Origin of the sequence: Nostoc sp. (assembly GCF_036917975.1) — a bacterium.
In the GTDB taxonomy this organism is placed as follows: Bacteria; Cyanobacteriota; Cyanobacteriia; order Cyanobacteriales; family Nostocaceae; genus Nostoc.
Window position 1 is genome coordinate 1 of the sequence record NZ_JBALEJ010000014.1, and the last position, 15,796, is coordinate 15,796.

Annotated in this window: 16 protein-coding genes; 4 read left to right on the top strand and 12 right to left on the bottom strand. The window is 41.1% G+C overall.

The annotated features are described in order from the left end of the window. Positions 1 to 147: 147 nt before the first annotated feature. A complete protein-coding gene (gene mgtA / locus V7K76_RS04770; protein ID WP_334775249.1) occupies positions 148 to 2,811 on the top strand; it encodes a magnesium-translocating P-type ATPase in 2,664 nt (887 codons plus the stop codon). Positions 2,812 to 3,043: 232 nt separating this feature from the next. Here mgtA and dprA read toward each other — a convergent pair whose 3' ends face one another. Further along, positions 3,044 to 4,162, bottom strand: a complete 1,119-nt coding sequence (gene dprA, locus V7K76_RS04775) for a DNA-processing protein DprA (protein WP_334775248.1) — start codon at positions 4,160 to 4,162, stop codon at positions 3,044 to 3,046. After that, positions 4,156 to 4,320 carry a hypothetical protein gene (locus V7K76_RS04780; protein ID WP_334775247.1) on the bottom strand — a complete coding sequence of 55 codons (165 nt, stop codon included), beginning with the start codon at positions 4,318 to 4,320 and terminating at the stop codon, positions 4,156 to 4,158. The genes dprA and V7K76_RS04780 overlap by 7 nt, the downstream gene beginning before the upstream one ends. Before the next feature lie 135 nt (positions 4,321 to 4,455). Here V7K76_RS04780 and V7K76_RS04785 point away from each other — a divergent pair, with 135 nt between their 5' ends. Then, entirely contained in the window at positions 4,456 to 5,514 is a 1,059-nt protein-coding gene (locus V7K76_RS04785) for an alpha/beta hydrolase (protein ID WP_335029699.1), read from the top strand. Between the two features lie 81 nt (positions 5,515 to 5,595). Here the strand turns inward: V7K76_RS04785 and V7K76_RS04790 are convergent, their stop codons facing one another. Both V7K76_RS04790 and V7K76_RS04795 read right to left on the bottom strand, forming a co-directional pair. Next, the gene (locus V7K76_RS04790; protein ID WP_334953807.1) at positions 5,596 to 6,285 is read right to left on the bottom strand and encodes a YdcF family protein; all 690 of its coding nucleotides are present in this window, start codon (positions 6,283 to 6,285) and stop codon (positions 5,596 to 5,598) included. Then, a complete protein-coding gene (locus tag V7K76_RS04795; RefSeq protein WP_334775244.1) occupies positions 6,285 to 6,941 on the bottom strand; it encodes a DUF2301 domain-containing membrane protein in 657 nt (218 codons plus the stop codon). Before V7K76_RS04795 ends, V7K76_RS04790 begins: the two co-directional genes overlap by 1 nt. A 138-nt stretch (positions 6,942 to 7,079) precedes the next feature. Here V7K76_RS04795 and V7K76_RS04800 point away from each other — a divergent pair, with 138 nt between their 5' ends. After that, a complete protein-coding gene (locus V7K76_RS04800; RefSeq protein WP_334953808.1) occupies positions 7,080 to 7,745 on the top strand; it encodes a GUN4 domain-containing protein in 666 nt (221 codons plus the stop codon). On the opposite strand, the gene V7K76_RS04805 is transcribed toward V7K76_RS04800, so the two are convergent. Then, the gene (locus V7K76_RS04805) at positions 7,742 to 8,545 is read right to left on the bottom strand and encodes an SAM hydrolase/SAM-dependent halogenase family protein (protein ID WP_334953809.1); all 804 of its coding nucleotides are present in this window, start codon (positions 8,543 to 8,545) and stop codon (positions 7,742 to 7,744) included. The two genes, V7K76_RS04800 and V7K76_RS04805, sit on opposite strands and share 4 nt — an antisense overlap. A gap of 197 nt (positions 8,546 to 8,742) precedes the next feature. Between V7K76_RS04805 and pirA the strand changes: the two genes are divergently transcribed. After that, positions 8,743 to 8,898 carry an arginine synthesis PII-interacting regulator PirA gene (pirA, locus tag V7K76_RS04810; protein WP_334775241.1) on the top strand — a complete coding sequence of 52 codons (156 nt, stop codon included), beginning with the start codon at positions 8,743 to 8,745 and terminating at the stop codon, positions 8,896 to 8,898. A gap of 116 nt (positions 8,899 to 9,014) precedes the next feature. Here the strand turns inward: pirA and V7K76_RS04815 are convergent, their stop codons facing one another. The 7 genes from V7K76_RS04815 to V7K76_RS04845 all read right to left on the bottom strand — a co-directional run bounded on the left by V7K76_RS04815 (position 9,015) and on the right by V7K76_RS04845 (position 15,388). Continuing rightward, the gene (locus tag V7K76_RS04815) at positions 9,015 to 9,764 is read right to left on the bottom strand and encodes a Uma2 family endonuclease (RefSeq protein ID WP_334953810.1); all 750 of its coding nucleotides are present in this window, start codon (positions 9,762 to 9,764) and stop codon (positions 9,015 to 9,017) included. A gap of 52 nt (positions 9,765 to 9,816) precedes the next feature. Then, on the bottom strand, positions 9,817 to 10,479 hold the full coding sequence (locus V7K76_RS04820) for a restriction endonuclease (protein WP_334953811.1): 663 nt from the start codon (positions 10,477 to 10,479) through the stop codon (positions 9,817 to 9,819). 3 nt (positions 10,480 to 10,482) lie between these two features. Then, positions 10,483 to 11,775 (bottom strand): DNA cytosine methyltransferase, encoded by a 1,293-nt coding sequence (locus V7K76_RS04825; protein WP_334775238.1) that lies wholly within the window; start codon positions 11,773 to 11,775, stop codon positions 10,483 to 10,485. 104 nt (positions 11,776 to 11,879) lie between these two features. Beyond that, on the bottom strand, positions 11,880 to 13,667 hold the full coding sequence (gene aspS, locus V7K76_RS04830; RefSeq protein WP_334953812.1) for an aspartate--tRNA ligase: 1,788 nt from the start codon (positions 13,665 to 13,667) through the stop codon (positions 11,880 to 11,882). A 207-nt stretch (positions 13,668 to 13,874) separates the two neighbouring features. After that, positions 13,875 to 14,477, bottom strand: a complete 603-nt coding sequence (locus V7K76_RS04835) for a hypothetical protein (protein WP_334775236.1) — start codon at positions 14,475 to 14,477, stop codon at positions 13,875 to 13,877. Then, a complete protein-coding gene (locus V7K76_RS04840; protein ID WP_335029700.1) occupies positions 14,467 to 14,604 on the bottom strand; it encodes a hypothetical protein in 138 nt (45 codons plus the stop codon). The genes V7K76_RS04835 and V7K76_RS04840 overlap by 11 nt, the downstream gene beginning before the upstream one ends. Position 14,605: 1 nt before the next feature. Beyond that, positions 14,606 to 15,388 carry an Rpn family recombination-promoting nuclease/putative transposase gene (locus V7K76_RS04845; protein ID WP_334953813.1) on the bottom strand — a complete coding sequence of 261 codons (783 nt, stop codon included), beginning with the start codon at positions 15,386 to 15,388 and terminating at the stop codon, positions 14,606 to 14,608. Between the last annotated feature and the right edge of the window lie 408 nt (positions 15,389 to 15,796).

The window sequence follows — 15,796 nt, forward strand, 5'->3', positions numbered from 1 at the left end:
TTAATCGCATTGAACAACTACGATTCCGTCGAAATCCTGAAGCTTATTTGGCAACTCTTGAGAAACTACTTCTCTAGCAAACTTTGCGGTTCTAGAAAAAAATCAAACCGATGAATCCCCAACTCTCCACGTTTTGGAGCTTATCTTATGAAGACGTTAAGCCAGTCTCCCAATTCATCCAAAAAACCTAAAACGGGATCTAGCCAGTCTGTAGACTCATCCAACGCGCTGATTGATATTGCTCAACATGATGTGGATGGAGTTCTGCACTTATTTGACACTTCTTTGGAGGGGCTAACTGAGACTGAAGCCAAGCAGAGGTTAGGGAAATCAGGGCTAAATGAGATCGCTCGTGAAAAAGCGATCGCTTGGTATGTCCAACTCCTAAAAACGGTGACTAATCCCCTCTCGCTTTTACTTATTGTTCTGGCGACAATTTCACTGTTAACTGGGAGTCCGACAGCCGCCTTGATCATTTTTATAATGGTTATTTTCGGTGGGTTACTGCGCTTTTCACAAGAATTTCAATCAAACAAAGCTGCCGAAAAGCTGCGGGAAATGGTGAGCGCAACGGCAACAGTGAGCCGCAAGGATGCCGCACCGAAAAAAGAGAAGGGAATAACAGCAGGAAAGGAAATTGCCGTAAAGTTCCTGGTTCCTGGTGATGTCATCTTTCTTTCAGCCGGAGATATGATTCCAGCCGATGTCAGGCTGATTGCGACGAAAGATTTATTTCTCAGTCAGTCAACTCTCACCGGGGAATCTCTACCCACTGAAAAACACGCAGAACTCCCGGATCACAAGGAGAAAAACCCACTAGAGTTAGTCAATCTCTGTTTTATGGGTACGGCGGTAGTCAGTGGTTCTGGAACAGCCGTTGTTGCCGAAACGGGTAGTCATACTTATCTAGCATCACTGGCGAAAACCGTTAGCGGACGCAAACCACGCACGAGCTTTGACAAAGGTGTGAATGGCGTCACCATGTTGCTGTTGCGCTTTATGCTGGTCATGGCTCCACTAGTCTTTTTGATCAATGGGGTAGTTAAAGGCAATTGGATCGAGGCATTCACCTTCGCTTTATCTGTGGCTGTGGGATTGGCTCCAGAAATGTTGCCTGTGATTGTCACGGCAAATTTGGCCAAGGGGGCAATTACCATGTCTAACAAAAAGGTGATTGTCAAAAACATTGATGCAATTCAAGATTTTGGCTCCATGAATATTCTCTGTACTGACAAAACAGGCACTCTCACCCAAGATAAAATCGTTTTACAGAGGCATTTAGATCCTTACGGTCAAGAAAGTACAGATGTCCTCAAATATGCTTATCTTAATAGCTTTTACCAGACTGGCTTAAAAAACTTATTGGATGTCGCCGTTCTCGATCACAATCAAGAACTTGCATCTTTAGACATTGAGAAAAACTACCAGAAATTTGATGAAATTCCCTTTGACTTTGTGCGTCGTCGGATGTCTGTTGTCGTCGAAGAAATGGGAAAACAGCACGTCCTAATTTGCAAAGGTGCTGTTGAAGAAATCCTCAAAGTATGCACCCAACTCAAAGTTGATAACAAGGTTTTGCCAATGGATGAGTCAGTCCGTACCAAGGTGGCCGATTTACAACAAAAGCTAAACTCTGAAGGGTTACGGGTAGTTGCGGTGGCATACAAAGTCATGCCACCGGATCAATTGCATTATGCCATTCCCGATGAGAGTGATTTGGTTCTGTTGGGTAACATCGCCTTTCTCGATCCGCCTAAAGATTCCGCAGCCCAAGCGATTAAAGCTCTCAAGCACAATGGAGTTGAGATAAAAATTATCACCGGGGATAATGAAATCATTACTCGTAAAATCTGCAAAGATGTTGGCTTACCTGTCCAAAAGGTTTTATTAGGTAGCGATATTGACTCTTTATCAGATGATGAATTAGCTTTATCTGCTGCAACCACAACTATTTTTGCTAAATTCTCTCCCACTCAAAAAGCTAAAGTTATTCAGGTGCTGCGAAAAAAAGGCAATATTGTAGGATACATGGGAGATGGTATCAATGATGCAGCCGCTTTGCGGGAGGCAGATGTGGGCATCTCAGTTGATACGGCAGTCGATATTGCCAAAGAGTCGGCAGACATTATTTTATTAGAAAAAAACTTATTAATTCTGGAAGCTGGGGTAATCGAAGGTCGCAAAACGTTTGCCAACATCATCAAATATATCAGAATGGGCACTAGTTCTAACTTTGGCAATATGTTTAGTGTCTTGGGTGCGAGTGCGATTCTGCCATTTTTACCGATGCAGCCAGTGCAGATATTAATAAATAATCTCCTCTACGACTTTTCGCAAACGGGCATCCCCTTCGATGATGTGGATCAAGAAGCCCTAATCAAGCCGCCGAAATGGAAAGTTGATAATATCCAGCGATTTATGATCTTCATCGGCCCGGTTAGCTCTATTTTCGACTATTCCACTTATGCCTTGATGTGGTTTGTCTTTGGGGCAAACTCTGTAGACAATCAAGCTTTGTTCCAAACGGGTTGGTTTGTAGAAAGTCTGATGACTCAAACGCTGATTGTCCATGTGATTCGCACGGCTAAAGTACCTTTTTTCCAGAGTCGGGCTTCTTTACCCATGCTCATGATCACCGCCACTGTGATGGCAGTCGGAATGTATCTGCCATTTTCTGCGATCGCACCCGATTTAGGGTTTGTTCCTTTGCCAGCCGTTTATTTTCTCTGGTTAGCTTTAATCCTAACTTGCTATTGCGTATTGACTCAATTTGTGAAAACTTGGTTCATCAAGAAATATGGATATACCTAACCCAGATTTCTCACAAATGAGAAAAAAACACGACGATATGCAGCCGGAGAATCGGCTCAATGGCTAGAACTGTAGAATCGGATGATAGGAAAAATTAAACTAACTCTTAGGGAACTCCAAGAAATAAATTATCCAATATTGTGGGGTGGGCATCTTGCCCGCCCTATGAACTGGGCTATCGTGTCGCCCACCCCACAAGAGTTAATTGAATATTTTTTTATTTGGAAGTCTCTTAACTTTTTTGATACCGCATCCCTGGTAGTTGTGAAACGAAACCCATAAGTTCTAACTGTAATAAAGCACCGGAAACTGAGCCAGCAGCCATACCGGTTTGTTGGACAATAAAATCAAAGGGTAAAGGATCGCTTCCGAATGCATCCATTATCGTTTGCAATTCTGGCGATAAAGTTGGCAAACTTAACTGTTCTGGTGCTATTGAAGCCTCAATGCCATCAAGTTGTGGTATTGCTCCTAACATTGTTAACAGTTCGTCTAATTCCTTAAGAATGAAAGTTGCTCCCTGACTCAATAACTTTAAGCACCCTTGGGATGGATAATCATCCAATCTTCCAGGTAAGGCATAGACATCTCTACCAAATTCATTGGCGTAGGTAGCAGTAATTAGGGCACCTGATTTTAATGGCGCTTCCATTACCAAAATGGCGCGGCTTAAGCCTGCAATAATTCGGTTGCGACGGGGAAAGTGAGTGCGATCGGGTGGGGTTTTTGTGGGGTACTCACTCACGACTAAACCAGCCGTCAAAATTTGCTTATACAAATCCCGATTTTTATGTGGATAGATGACATCTACACCAGTTCCCAAAACTGCGATCGTCCTTCCACCTGCTTTCATGGCGGCGATGTGGCTTTCGGTGTCAATTCCCTCTGCCATCCCAGAGACAACTGTAAAGCCATTTTTAGCTAAAGCTGTACTAATTTGCCGAGTCCAACGGATACCATATTCTGAAGGTTGGCGGGTTCCGACAATTCCAACCATTGGTTTTTGTCCGAGATTTTCTTGGAGTTCGACTTCACCGCGATAGTATAAAATTGGCGGCGGACTGGGAGTTTCTAGCAGTAAGCGGGGATAATCTGCATCTGCTGGTGTCCAGAAATGGGAATTTTCCTGCTGGTGCTGAATGAATAGTTGTTCTGGGTGCAAACGCGATCGCTGTTGTACTACTTTTTCTAGTGTTTGAAAACCCAAACCTTCCACTTCTCCTAACTGTACTTTGGTAGCGTTCCAAGCGGTTGCCAGCGTACCAAAATGCTGTTGCAGTCGTCGCAGTAATACCGGGCCAATTCCTGAAATTTGCGCCCAAGCTAGCCAATATGCACCTTCTTCTACCACCGTTCCATCCTCACACCTACTGGATTGAGTATTCCCAAATTAGGGTTGGCTGTTGATGGCGAGGTGGAGTTAAGGCAAGAGACGCGATGAATCGCCATATCTACAAAGACGCGATGAATCGCCGTCTCTACAAAGAACTTCTGTTTTTTCTTTCCCAATTCCCCTTGACTTTTGACTCTTGACTCTTGACTATTAACTATTGACTATCTATTTTTTGATCTTTTGTGATGAAATATTTTTATCGTCTTTTAATAAGCCTATCTGGGTGCTTAATATTTTTACTGGTGCATAGTGTGCCTAGTTTGGCAGCCGAAAAGATTGTTTTCAGGTACGGATTGTTTGAGCAATCGGTTCCGGTGGCAGATATACGCAACTATGACGAGACACAAAAGGCTTCTAGCGATTTGCAATCTTTCCTAAATTACCTCAGCCCTAAGGAGAAACAAAAGTTTCAAGATGCTCTGAAAGTGAAAATGTCTCTTGATATTGCGGCTTTAGATAAGCTGATAAACACAGGAATGGGCAAGCAAATTTTATCTTTTGCTTCTGGTGCGATCGCTCGTCGCGATCAAGCCAGTACACAAGCGCTACGAGCTGCTATTATTGTAGGAGCAAAATCACCAGAAGGTCTGGGAATAACCAGCTTTCTAGAAGCTTATCCCAGCAGTCAATTAGTTGTTGATGTGTCGAAAATTCAGAAGCTAGTCGGCATAGCAAATTTATCTTCTGGTTCTGCTGACGCACCGCCAAAAGACGATGTAAGTTCTTCACCTTTAGGGAAAATTGCCCTGCAATATCAGATACTCGCTGCCCAAGATAAACAGTTTTCAGGTTGTTTATTTGGCGATTCTGTTTCGGCTGAACTTGGTAATACTCTGGGGAATGGTACTTTTAATTTTGGGTTAAATGGTCTGAGTACAATCTCATTAGTGGAACAACTGAAAAGTCTAATTCCTACCAAGGTTAAATGTGAAAAAGCGATTATTGCTATAGGTGGAAATGATGCTTGGTATGGGATTAGTGATGAGTTGTTTACCAAAAATCTGCAAGAGGCGATCGCACTTATCCGCACAATGGGAACTAAAGAGATTTTTCTGATTCCAGCTTTTTATTCAACAGTTGCAGCCAGCTTAGATCCAACTGTATCAGCGCCGCTTCCAAAAGTTGAACAAATTAATGTTCTGATTAATCAAGTTGCTGAAACAGAAAAAGTGCCAGTTGCAGCAGCAGGACTAGCACCCTTATATGACAATAATGTTCTTAAAGAAAATTTAACCAGTGATGGCGATCATCTAAATGCAGAAGGACTGAAAATTTATCGGGAAGCATTATTGCAAATCCTGGGTAAGTAAGACAATTTTGGATTTTGGATTTTGGATTGAATGAAAAATCTAAAATCTAAAATCTAAAATCTAAAATCTAAAATATCATTGTTAGGCTTTCCAACTCAAAAACCGTGCATAAAGATAAGCAATGCCTTCATCAATAATTGTCCGCACACCTTCGCTAGAACCCCACCAATTTGTTGGATTGTAATCTTGCGTTTTAGCAGCGATCACACCAACTTTAATATCAGGGGTAAGTATTTTTCTAAAAAGAAACCAACTCCTACGAGCATGAACATCTAAGGAAAAAAGATTAATTGATTCTATCTGTAAATTGGAATTCGATAGCCAGCGATGAAATTCGGCAGCAGAGGCATAACTCCGATCTTTAACTACGAAAGGTGTTGGAACAGCTACAACTTTTTCTGCTTCTAAACCGAGTTTTATGAATGTGGCGGCTGACACTTCTGCAAAGTTTTTGTATCCGATAAGATAACTGCCTTTTCCTAATGTGCCTCCGGTAGTAATTATTTGCCGATAAGAACCAGTTTGAAATTCAGTCAAAGCTTTTTCTATAGCGTAATCTGGTAGCCATCCTTCAACAACTAATACTTCTGCTGATTCGATTGGGGAAGTTACGGCGAGAAATGAGTGTACATGAGTAAAAACGAAAAATATTAAATAAGCAATCAAAGCGATCGCAATTGCCCACCCCTGAGCCGTAAGTGTCCACATTTCTTGACGCTTGATTATTTTAATTTTGGGAAATTTTTGACCCCGACGATTTTTTGTCTGCATTAAACCTTAGCTAAACGTTGTTCTTTTAAATAGGTAAACACAGACTTATCTCCAATATCAGCAGGAATTGCTTGTACTGTTTTTCGTAGGGCAAACACCAAAAATAATGTTGCCCAAATTCCTAATAAAACACTTTCACCCTGAGTTGGTAAAATTCCTACTAAATGTCCTAACAACAGTATCGGTACTATTGGGGTTAATACTTTGGTTTCTAGGCGATTGAAGCAAAAAGCCTCTTTAAAATAAATACCTGTCAAAGCAACGAAGATAAAGCCAACTCCAAATAAGGTAATCGGTTGATTATAAACAGCAAGAGCTAAAGGTTCACTACTAGTTATTGCCAGAATCACTGATGCTATAGTACCGATCGCCCAAAAAATTTGCAACGTTCGGTGTAGTGATGCCATGTAAATATGAATGGTAAATAAACTTACACCAAGAGCGAGACTAAAACAAGCATATAGAGGTGTGAGTGCAGTTATAACAGTCTGGTTATTGTTGAATAAAACCAAAGCGCTGCCGATAGCAAAGCTCAGTGCTGCTACCATTAACCCAGCACGGTAGATAATTACGCCAGTGCGATCGCTCTGAGTAATTGTAAATTCCCCAAACTGGCCTTGATAAACTTCTGGTGCGGAGAGTGTTTGTGTAGTCATAGTTTGCTGATGAAGATTGTTTTGTATATGTATTAATCTTGACAATTCTCAAAAAAAGCTAAAATATACATCTATATATCTGGTAATGGTTAGACTAAATTCTAGCTGGGGATTCAAAGTAATCAGAAGCATCCAAAAATGGCAAAGAATAATCAGACTGTTCTGGCACTAACTTTACTCATTACAGCAAGTCTTATAGGTATATTTGCTGTTTTGGGCTGGATTGGATATTCGTTAACGCGGTCTAAGTCTGAGAGCAAAAGTCCAGGAAACACTAATTTAGTCAACACAACTACTAATTCTAGCTCATCGAAGCAAATAGAAATTACCACAGCCCGCAATGTCGATTACAGCCAGTTGCAGAAATATTTACAAAGCAAAGATTGGCAAGGGGCTGACAGAGAAACTTACCTGAGAATGCTAGATGTTGCAGGCACTAAGGCACAAGCTGAGGGTGCTATTGGGAAAGATGAAATGAATGCATTTTCGTGTGTTGATTTGAAAACCATTGACAGGCTTTGGAGTACAGCTAGTGATGGTAAGTTGGGCTTTAGCGCTCAAGAAAAAATTTTGAGGGAAGAAAAAAACGACTATCGCAAGATGTATGACGCGGTGGGATGGCAAACCTTAACAGGTGACTGGCTGATTCAGTGGAACTATAATCAGCAAATTAAAAGATACGAGTATAAACCTGGTAAGGAACCAAACTTTAAAACCTTCCCCCCAGGACATCTACCAACTGTGGAAAGAGGATATAACTTTGGTGTTTCTCTGGATGGGGCACTATCGAGATGTGGTATTTAAGTTAGCACCACTTGAAGCGTTTCTTGGCAATCTAAGTGCAACTGTGAGTGAGCATTACCGCTATTAATGGCAATTTCTACCCAGCCGTGACTGCCAACTAAAGCTATTATCTCTCCCAATTTGACATCACTGTAAGTTTCACAACCTGGTATAGTCAACCCAGCTACTTGTACATACCAAGTTCTGCCTTGTACGTAACTCCCTGGAATATTACTCACTAGGTTGCCAAAGTGGTCAATATATTGAATACAACCTACTACACCAGTTGTTGTTTGTTTGCAGTTGCCTATATCCAGTTTTACCAAACTTGCTGGATCAATTTCTTGTCCTAGCTGTTTGAAGGGGACACCACTAGCAAGATTCGCTCCCACTGGGGCAAAGATATCCCTACCGTGAAAAGTATTGCTTGGTTGGGGAGTTCGCCAATAGTTAAGATTTGTAAGTTCAACGGCGGCGATCGCAGGACTTTGACTGAGTACCCCGCTAAATATACCATTATCTGGGCCGACCAGAAACCCTTGAGCAAATTCTACTGCGATCGCTCGTCGCTTGCTTCCCACACCCGGATCTACTACTGCCAGATGTACTGTCCCAACTGGGAAATAGGGATAAGCATTCATCAAACTAAACCTTGCGGCGGCGATATCTTGCGGCGGAATTTGGTGCGTTAAATCTACTATCGTCAGTCTGGGGTTGATTTGGGCTATGACTCCCTTCATTATGCCTACATAAACATCGCGATCGCCAAAATCACTGAGCAAAGTTATAAGTGGTTGTTCATCTATCTGCTTCTTAGACATATTTAAGATAGAATATATATATAGCTATAAATTTCTGTAGCAACAGCTACAAAATGTGTGTTATGTTAAGAATACAAGATATACAGCAATACAGTTCAGAATGAGCGACAAAACACTTGTAGAGACGGCGATTTATCGCGTCTTGAAAACTGAACCGTATTGAGATATACAGCAAAAAATTAAAGAGGGTAATCACTATGAGTCAAAATAGACTACAAAGTGTGAGCAAATCACGAGAAGCTCACAGAGCAAATATTCAAAAAAGCCTAGAGCATCGCTTGGAAGTAGCCAGAGCAAAAGGCGACGAACAACTGATTCGTCAACTAGAAGCTGAGATGAGGTATTCCAGCTAAATCAAGTTTTCATTGTTCATAGTTTTGTTGTGTAACCCGCTACGGCGGGTTTTTTCTTTCTAGGGGGTTTCCTAGCAATTTTGCTCTTACAGCGTTTTTTAACCCACTCCCCATCCTCACACTTCCGGTTCAATACCCAAAGCTCGTAACTGTGCTGCCAACCTTTCAACACGTTGCAGGGCTGTTTCTTTAGCTTCTCGCTCTTGTTCGGCTCGTAAGCGTTCTTGTTCGGCTCGTTCTGCACCAGTAGGAATTACATTACCTTCAGCGTCACACCACCGCAACCAAACATCTCCTTTACCTTCATACGCGCCTTCCCACAAACATAAACCTAACTCAACTTCAGTCAGCCATTGCTCGCTCGTAGCTATATATTGCCGTCCTCGCAACTCATACATCTGTAAAACTTCGCCGCCAAACTGCCGACTTGGATCAAAGATAATGTAATACATTATCCGCATCCTGGCGTACTCTAATAATTTTCGTCCTGTTTCATTGCCTTCTCGATTGGAGACAATTTCAATTACTACCTCTGGTGGTTTGCCAAACTCCCAAAAGAAATAGGAGCGATGTTTTTTTTCCCACCAGTTTTCTGCTATCTGTACATCTAGACTCAAAAATACATCTGGCACAATCGGCGGTTGCTTTCCAGTGGTAAATAAACCCACATTGGCAGCAACGAGAAACCCTTGGGCATTACTTGCACCATTCCAAGAACTGTAAAGGGTTTCCGTTAATAATCTTTGTTGCTTTTCTGATGGTAGATTATCCAAGGGTTCATCATCTTCTGTCACCAGAAGACTAACATCTGGTAACAAATCTTCTGGTAATAAGCCGGCATCTGTTAAGGTGATAGACTCACTCATAAGGAATTCTGGGGGTAGCAGCTTAATTCTATTGTGGCAGCATCAATTCCCTTCATCCTACCAATAGATTTTCTACACCTACTGTTGTCGCCGTAGTTGCTACCTGGATAATCCTACTGTATTGCAGCCGCCACTGTAGTGCATTAGAAATTGTTAGATAGCCAATTTCTGGCGGTTGCTGCAAAATCCTTTCTGCAAGTATTTCACGCCCAATTTCATCTAAAGGAAAGTTGCGTTCTTCTAAAAATGCTATTACATCTTCTTTATTACCATTACGGCGTAAGATTTCTCTTAACCCATAAGTTGTTTGATAATCTCTAGTTCTTTCTCTTGATACAAATACAACATTCTGGAATTTTAAATTAGCTGTGCGATCGCTATGCTCATCAATCTTTTCGTATGCTAATATCAGCAGATTATAGCCCAATCCATACACCTTTTGACTGGCATTCCGAAAGGGGCAAGAAGATTGGGGCTGACGAATTGATGTCACTTTCAAATCAACTTCTAATCCAGGAAAATCAATTCCTAAAGCAGCAGTACCAAGGGTGTATTCATACTTTGTAGATAAATATTGATTAAAAGTCAATTCAACAAATGTTCCTACTGCTTTCCCATCTGTAATCCCATACATATTAGGAATCGGTGTTGCACTAAGTACAACACAAAAATCTCGTGCAGCAGTTTTGAGGGAAGATAAGGTTAGCGCTTCCATTTTTTAAATAGCCAAAGTTAATTGTTGCCAACCAGATTTACTCAATTCAAAGTTTGTTTGACCGATTCTTTTGCAAACCCACTCTACACAAGCTGGTACAATGGCATTGCCAAATAATGCGTATTGATCGTAAATTCTGGCAACTTGACACCAATCATCAGGAAAACCCATCAGCCTGGCATATTCAATATTAGTTAAACGTCGAAATTTATTACCTACTTGGTAGCGTTCATAATGCCTTGATGTTGAAGCAGTTAATGTTGATGCAATGCCATTAGTTCCAAATATAGTATAACCAAGTCTCGCGCCTCCGTCTTGGTTGTACAAAATTTCAACTCCATTACAATAGCGATTTACAGGCTTACTTTGCTTAATGCGCTCCAATGTATCGGCAGTAAAATCAAACTGGGTATCCAGCATTGACTCATTCTGAAGAATATCTTGAAGCCTCTTTCTCGGTTTCATGTCAGGCAATAACGAAGTATTTTGAGTGAACATCTGATTTTTATAGGCAATTCCCCAATTATCATTTTTCCTTTTCATGGTCATGATTGGCAACATATATTTTACCAATGAGACTTCGTTATTTGGCAGTAAAATATTGTCTTCTTTAGTTAAAAAAACTGATAATTTTTCTAAAGTATTAGGTGTTATATCTGTTGAAGTTAATTTTGTGCCAAAAATAAAAATTCTATCTCGATTTTGAGGGATACCAAAACTCAATGGGCTAATTATTCGCCATTCAATAAAATAATCTAGTTCAGAAAGTGCATTGATAATCAATCTAAAATGATAGCCATTTTCCATTGTCAAAAGTCTTTTGACATTTTCCAAAAAAAAATATTTTGGCTGCTTCTGCTCTAATATTTCGATAATGCGCTCAAATAATGTTCCCCTAACTCTATCTCTCACACCAAGTTTTTTACCAGCAGGGCTAAAAGGTTGGCAAGGGAAGCCAGCAGTTAAAATATCGTGATTAGGAATGTCTAAGATAGAGATTTCGTTAATATCGCCTAAAACAATAGAATCTTTGCCAAAATTACTTTCATAAACTTTACAGCAAAGTTCGTTAATATCATTTGCCCATACTGTTTGAATATTTGCATTCGCCATACCCAGGCGAAACCCACCGATACCAGCAAAAAGCTCTACAGCACTTCCGGCGGCTATGAGGTACATTCTCAAATCTGAAAGCTTTGATAGGAGAGGGGCGAGAGGAAAATCGTATTGCATAATAGCCGGAAGCGCTGTAAGGCTTTGAGTTTGTTTGTTGTCATCTACAATTTTGAAATCCAAATTATGCTTGTGAGCAAAGAGGTATATTATTCATTATCTTTGCGTTCTCAATTAAAGTAATTGGTGGGCATTGCCCACCCTACTTAGAAAAATTCTCTAGTTCACTAAGACTTTGGTTTATAAGTCGAAGCAACGTGCAATTCTTTCAACTGTTTAGCATCTACACTCGAAGGTGCATCTGTTAACAAACAACGCGCTTGTTGTGTTTTCGGAAAAGCAATGACATCTCGAATAGATTCTTCTCCAGCTAGCAACATTACCAAACGATCTAAACCGTAGGCAATGCCACCATGCGGCGGTGTACCATATTCAAATGCTTCTAAGAGAAAGCCAAATTTACTTTGTGCTTCTTCAGGAGATAAACCAATGGCTTCAAAGACTTGCTGTTGAATTTCTCGCTGATAAATCCGCAGACTTCCGCCGCCAACTTCTACGCCGTTAAGTACCAAGTCGTAAGCTTGGGCGCGTGCAGTTTTTAAATCACTCAAATCATCAGGATGTGGTGCTGTAAATGGGTGGTGTAGTGCTTCTAGACGTTTTTCGTCAGCATTCCACTCGAACATCGGGAAATCTGTAATCCAGAGTAAGTTGATTTTTTCTGGATCAATTAAGTTGAATTCTCTAGCGATCGCTTGTCGTAATCTATCTAAAGTTTTATTAACTGTAGCAGCTTCCCCTGCCCCAAACAACAGCAAATGTCCAGCTTTTGCACCTGTGCGGCGTAAAATTTCTTGTTTTTGTGCTTCACTGAGGTTGTCTTTAATCGCGCCAATGGTATCAATTTCGCCATCATCCCTAACGCGGATATAAGCTAAACCTTTAGCACCGGCTTCGCTGGCTTCTTTAAATAAGTCGCCGCCTGGTTTAATGCGGACATTGGAAATTACATCGTTACCGTTGGGAATCGGTAGGATTTTGACGATACCACCATTAGTAACAGTGTCCCGAAAGACTTTGAAACCAGAGTCTTTCACAATATCTGAGACATCAACTAATTCCAAACCATAGCGGGTATCTGGTTTATCACTCCCGTAGCGTTCCATCCCTTCAGCGTAAGTCAGACGGGGGAAAGGGCGCTGTAACTCAATGCCTTTAACGGTTTTGAAGATATGGCAAACTAAGTTCTCGTTTAGTTCGATAATTTCTTCTTGGGACATGAAGCTCATTTCCATGTCCAACTGGGTAAATTCTGGTTGTCTGTCGGCGCGTAAATCTTCATCACGAAAGCAACGGGCAATCTGATAATATCTATCTAAGCCGGATACCATCAGCAATTGTTTAAATAGCTGGGGTGATTGTGGCAAAGCATACCACTCACCAGGATTGACGCGACTGGGTAGAACATAATCCCGCGCCCCTTCTGGGGTAGAACGGGTAAGTATTGGGGTTTCGACTTCAATAAAACCTTCCAAATCTTCCAGATAACGACGCATAGCTTTGACAATTTGATGACGCAGTTGCAAATTTTGCGCCATGCGATCGCGTCGCAAATCTAAATAACGATATTTCAGCCGCAAGTCTTCCCGCACTGTCTCGGTGTCAGCTACGGAAACTTGGAAAGGTAACTGTTTGCGAACAGCATTGAGGAGTTTAATTTTATCAGCGTAAATTTCTACCTCGCCTGTTGGGATGCGGGTATTCAGCGATTCTTCGGGACGTTGTGTTACCCTACCAGTGATTTCGACAACATATTCATTTCGCAGGGCGTTAGCATATTCGTAAGAATCTGGGGTGCGTTGCGGATCGCTGACGATTTGGACAATTCCAGAGCGATCGCGTAAATCTAAAAATATCACACCACCGTGATCGCGGCGACGGTCTACCCATCCGTAAAAGGTAACTGTTTCTCCAATATGTTCTTTTCGGAGTTCGCCGCAATAGTGAGTTCGCATAAGTGTTAGTTCTGTTTGTCTGGGCTAGATTGGCAAGAAAATGTCAAAGCCTTCCCATTATCCAGCATCAATAGTCATTGTAGTAGTTCTGGTGAAATAAAAAATTAAATAATCTTACATATATAATGACTAAATCGACAGGCGGCTGTCCCGGACACCCCTTTTGTTGGGATGGGATTCCCGCCGATTTTCGTTGAATTCTGCATTTCAACCTTCCCGCACCATCCAAACCAACATTCCCAATAGTATTTCCACTGGCAAAACAGCATAATCATTCAAATCAATACTCAGTCTTTGCCCTTCTAATTTCAAAAATCGCCAAGCCGTACCACTGCTGACGCTACCATAAATTGTCTCAATCGGTATATTATTGATTTTATTAAACTTTTGTGCGGCAATCATTTCTGCTGCACATTGCCCTAAACCAGGTTTTAAATCACCTTTTTTAGCTTCACTAATCACGATCGCAGGAGCTTCAATAAATATTTGTTCGGGTGAGCGGCTAATTAAAAAATCACATACTCCACTTAAGCCTAATTCTGATGCGACGGTAAAATCTTCACCCGAAAAAAAGCTGACTTTACGTTCTAGAATTTTCCGAACTTCTACGAGGATTGGACTAATTATTAACTCTGAGCGAGCTTTTTCTGAGCCTGTTGCTGTTGCTAGTGGTAGTCCTTCGCTTAGTGCTTCTTTGAGGTAAATACTAGGCTCTATGGACTGGGTTTCGGGTAAAAAACGTCCATTTTCAACCGTAGTTAAGTTAAAGTCGCGTTTGACTTTTGACAGCGAAAAGTCACTATAAGACATTATAAAAACCCGGTTGGTTATTCATCCGCCAGTCATACAGAATACCCAACTGAATTCTGACCGGAGGCGGAGCGTCTCCGGCTCCGCTCCTGAATTCTGTTTGATAAATCACAGATTCGCGCATCATATCACTCAGTTTGAGTATCTTCTGTTTTCGCCTGTAATTTTTGAACCTGCTCAACAGTTAAACCTGTGACATCAACAATTATTTCCAGGTTGATACCTTTATTAATCATTTTGATGGCAATATCTTGAGCTTTTTGTTCAATGCCCTGTTCAAGCCCTTCTTGCAGAATATCTTGATAAATTACAGATTCGCGCATAATATCACTCCGCAAAATTCTTTTAATCACGTCTTTATTTAATACTAACCCAGCTAACACTGCTGTTGATGCAGCAACATTACTGCGGATTCGGGTATCATTTAATGCTTCAATAACTTGGGCAACTTCTTCTAAAGTTCGCGTTTGATCGTTGGTTTGGCTCAAAGCTGCAAACGGTAGCAAACCCGGAGAATTGAAAAATACTTCGGTTGGCTGTTCCCAAAGTCGAATTACTTCAAATCTATGGAGGCTATTTTCTAGAACAAATTCTGTTTGATAAACTAGCTCAGAATCACTTGGTTTTAGGTAAATAACTACCTGACGCATTCGCTTATGGGGAAATTTTCTATACCCCCGCAAACGATAATCACTCATCCGAAAGGGAATATCGGCTTTAGGTGTCGTTTGGAATTCGAGATGGAGGATAATTTCATCGGACTGCAACAAAATTAGTGCATCGGCGCGGATGGGTTCAAGAGATAATTCAGATGGACTAAGTTGGGTAAGAGTTATTGGTTCACCGAGTAGCCAAGTTGCAAAGTCGCTGGAAAATGACTCGGCGAGAAACTTGCAGACATTATCAAACATAGATCAGATTATATCAGTTTAATTGTGACGGCGTTAGCAAGTCATCGAGCGTCTTAAAATCGCCTGCCCCTTACCCCCATATCTGTTCGCGCAGCGTCCCGTAGGGAAGAAAGGGGTTTCCACGGGGCGAGGTGTCTGATGAAGATTAACAAAAGAAAAAATTCCGGGACAGAATATTGACTATAACTAGGCAAAAATGCTGATTTTCTGTTGGAATAACGCTTTAAAAACCATTGAGAATAATTGAGGATGCAAGAAAACGGTTGAGATTAGCATAAATTTCCAAAATTCATCCAAAAAAAGCATTTATCTGCTTAATAATAGCTTTCTCAGAAGTCTTCCTCTTGGTTTATAAATCAGGCTTGAGATTCCTTCAACTGCCAAATGTAGCACCAAATACATTTTTAA

Excerpts from the sequence above, each read along its gene's own strand:
- mgtA (WP_334775249.1), top strand. The coding sequence starts at position 148 with ATGAAGACGTTAAGCCAGTCTCCCAATTCATCCAAAAAACCTAAAACG.
- V7K76_RS04790 (WP_334953807.1), bottom strand. The coding sequence starts at position 6,285 with ATGCAGACAAAAAATCGTCGGGGTCAAAAATTTCCCAAAATTAAAATA.
- V7K76_RS04795 (WP_334775244.1), bottom strand. The coding sequence starts at position 6,941 with ATGACTACACAAACACTCTCCGCACCAGAAGTTTATCAAGGCCAGTTT.
- V7K76_RS04800 (WP_334953808.1), top strand. The coding sequence starts at position 7,080 with ATGGCAAAGAATAATCAGACTGTTCTGGCACTAACTTTACTCATTACA.
- V7K76_RS04805 (WP_334953809.1), bottom strand. The coding sequence starts at position 8,545 with ATGTCTAAGAAGCAGATAGATGAACAACCACTTATAACTTTGCTCAGT.
- pirA (WP_334775241.1), top strand. The coding sequence starts at position 8,743 with ATGAGTCAAAATAGACTACAAAGTGTGAGCAAATCACGAGAAGCTCAC.
- V7K76_RS04815 (WP_334953810.1), bottom strand. The coding sequence starts at position 9,764 with ATGAGTGAGTCTATCACCTTAACAGATGCCGGCTTATTACCAGAAGAT.
- V7K76_RS04820 (WP_334953811.1), bottom strand. The coding sequence starts at position 10,479 with ATGGAAGCGCTAACCTTATCTTCCCTCAAAACTGCTGCACGAGATTTT.
- aspS (WP_334953812.1), bottom strand. The coding sequence starts at position 13,667 with ATGCGAACTCACTATTGCGGCGAACTCCGAAAAGAACATATTGGAGAA.
- V7K76_RS04835 (WP_334775236.1), bottom strand. The coding sequence starts at position 14,477 with ATGTCTTATAGTGACTTTTCGCTGTCAAAAGTCAAACGCGACTTTAAC.
- V7K76_RS04840 (WP_335029700.1), bottom strand. The coding sequence starts at position 14,604 with ATGATGCGCGAATCTGTGATTTATCAAACAGAATTCAGGAGCGGAGCC.
- V7K76_RS04845 (WP_334953813.1), bottom strand. The coding sequence starts at position 15,388 with ATGTTTGATAATGTCTGCAAGTTTCTCGCCGAGTCATTTTCCAGCGAC.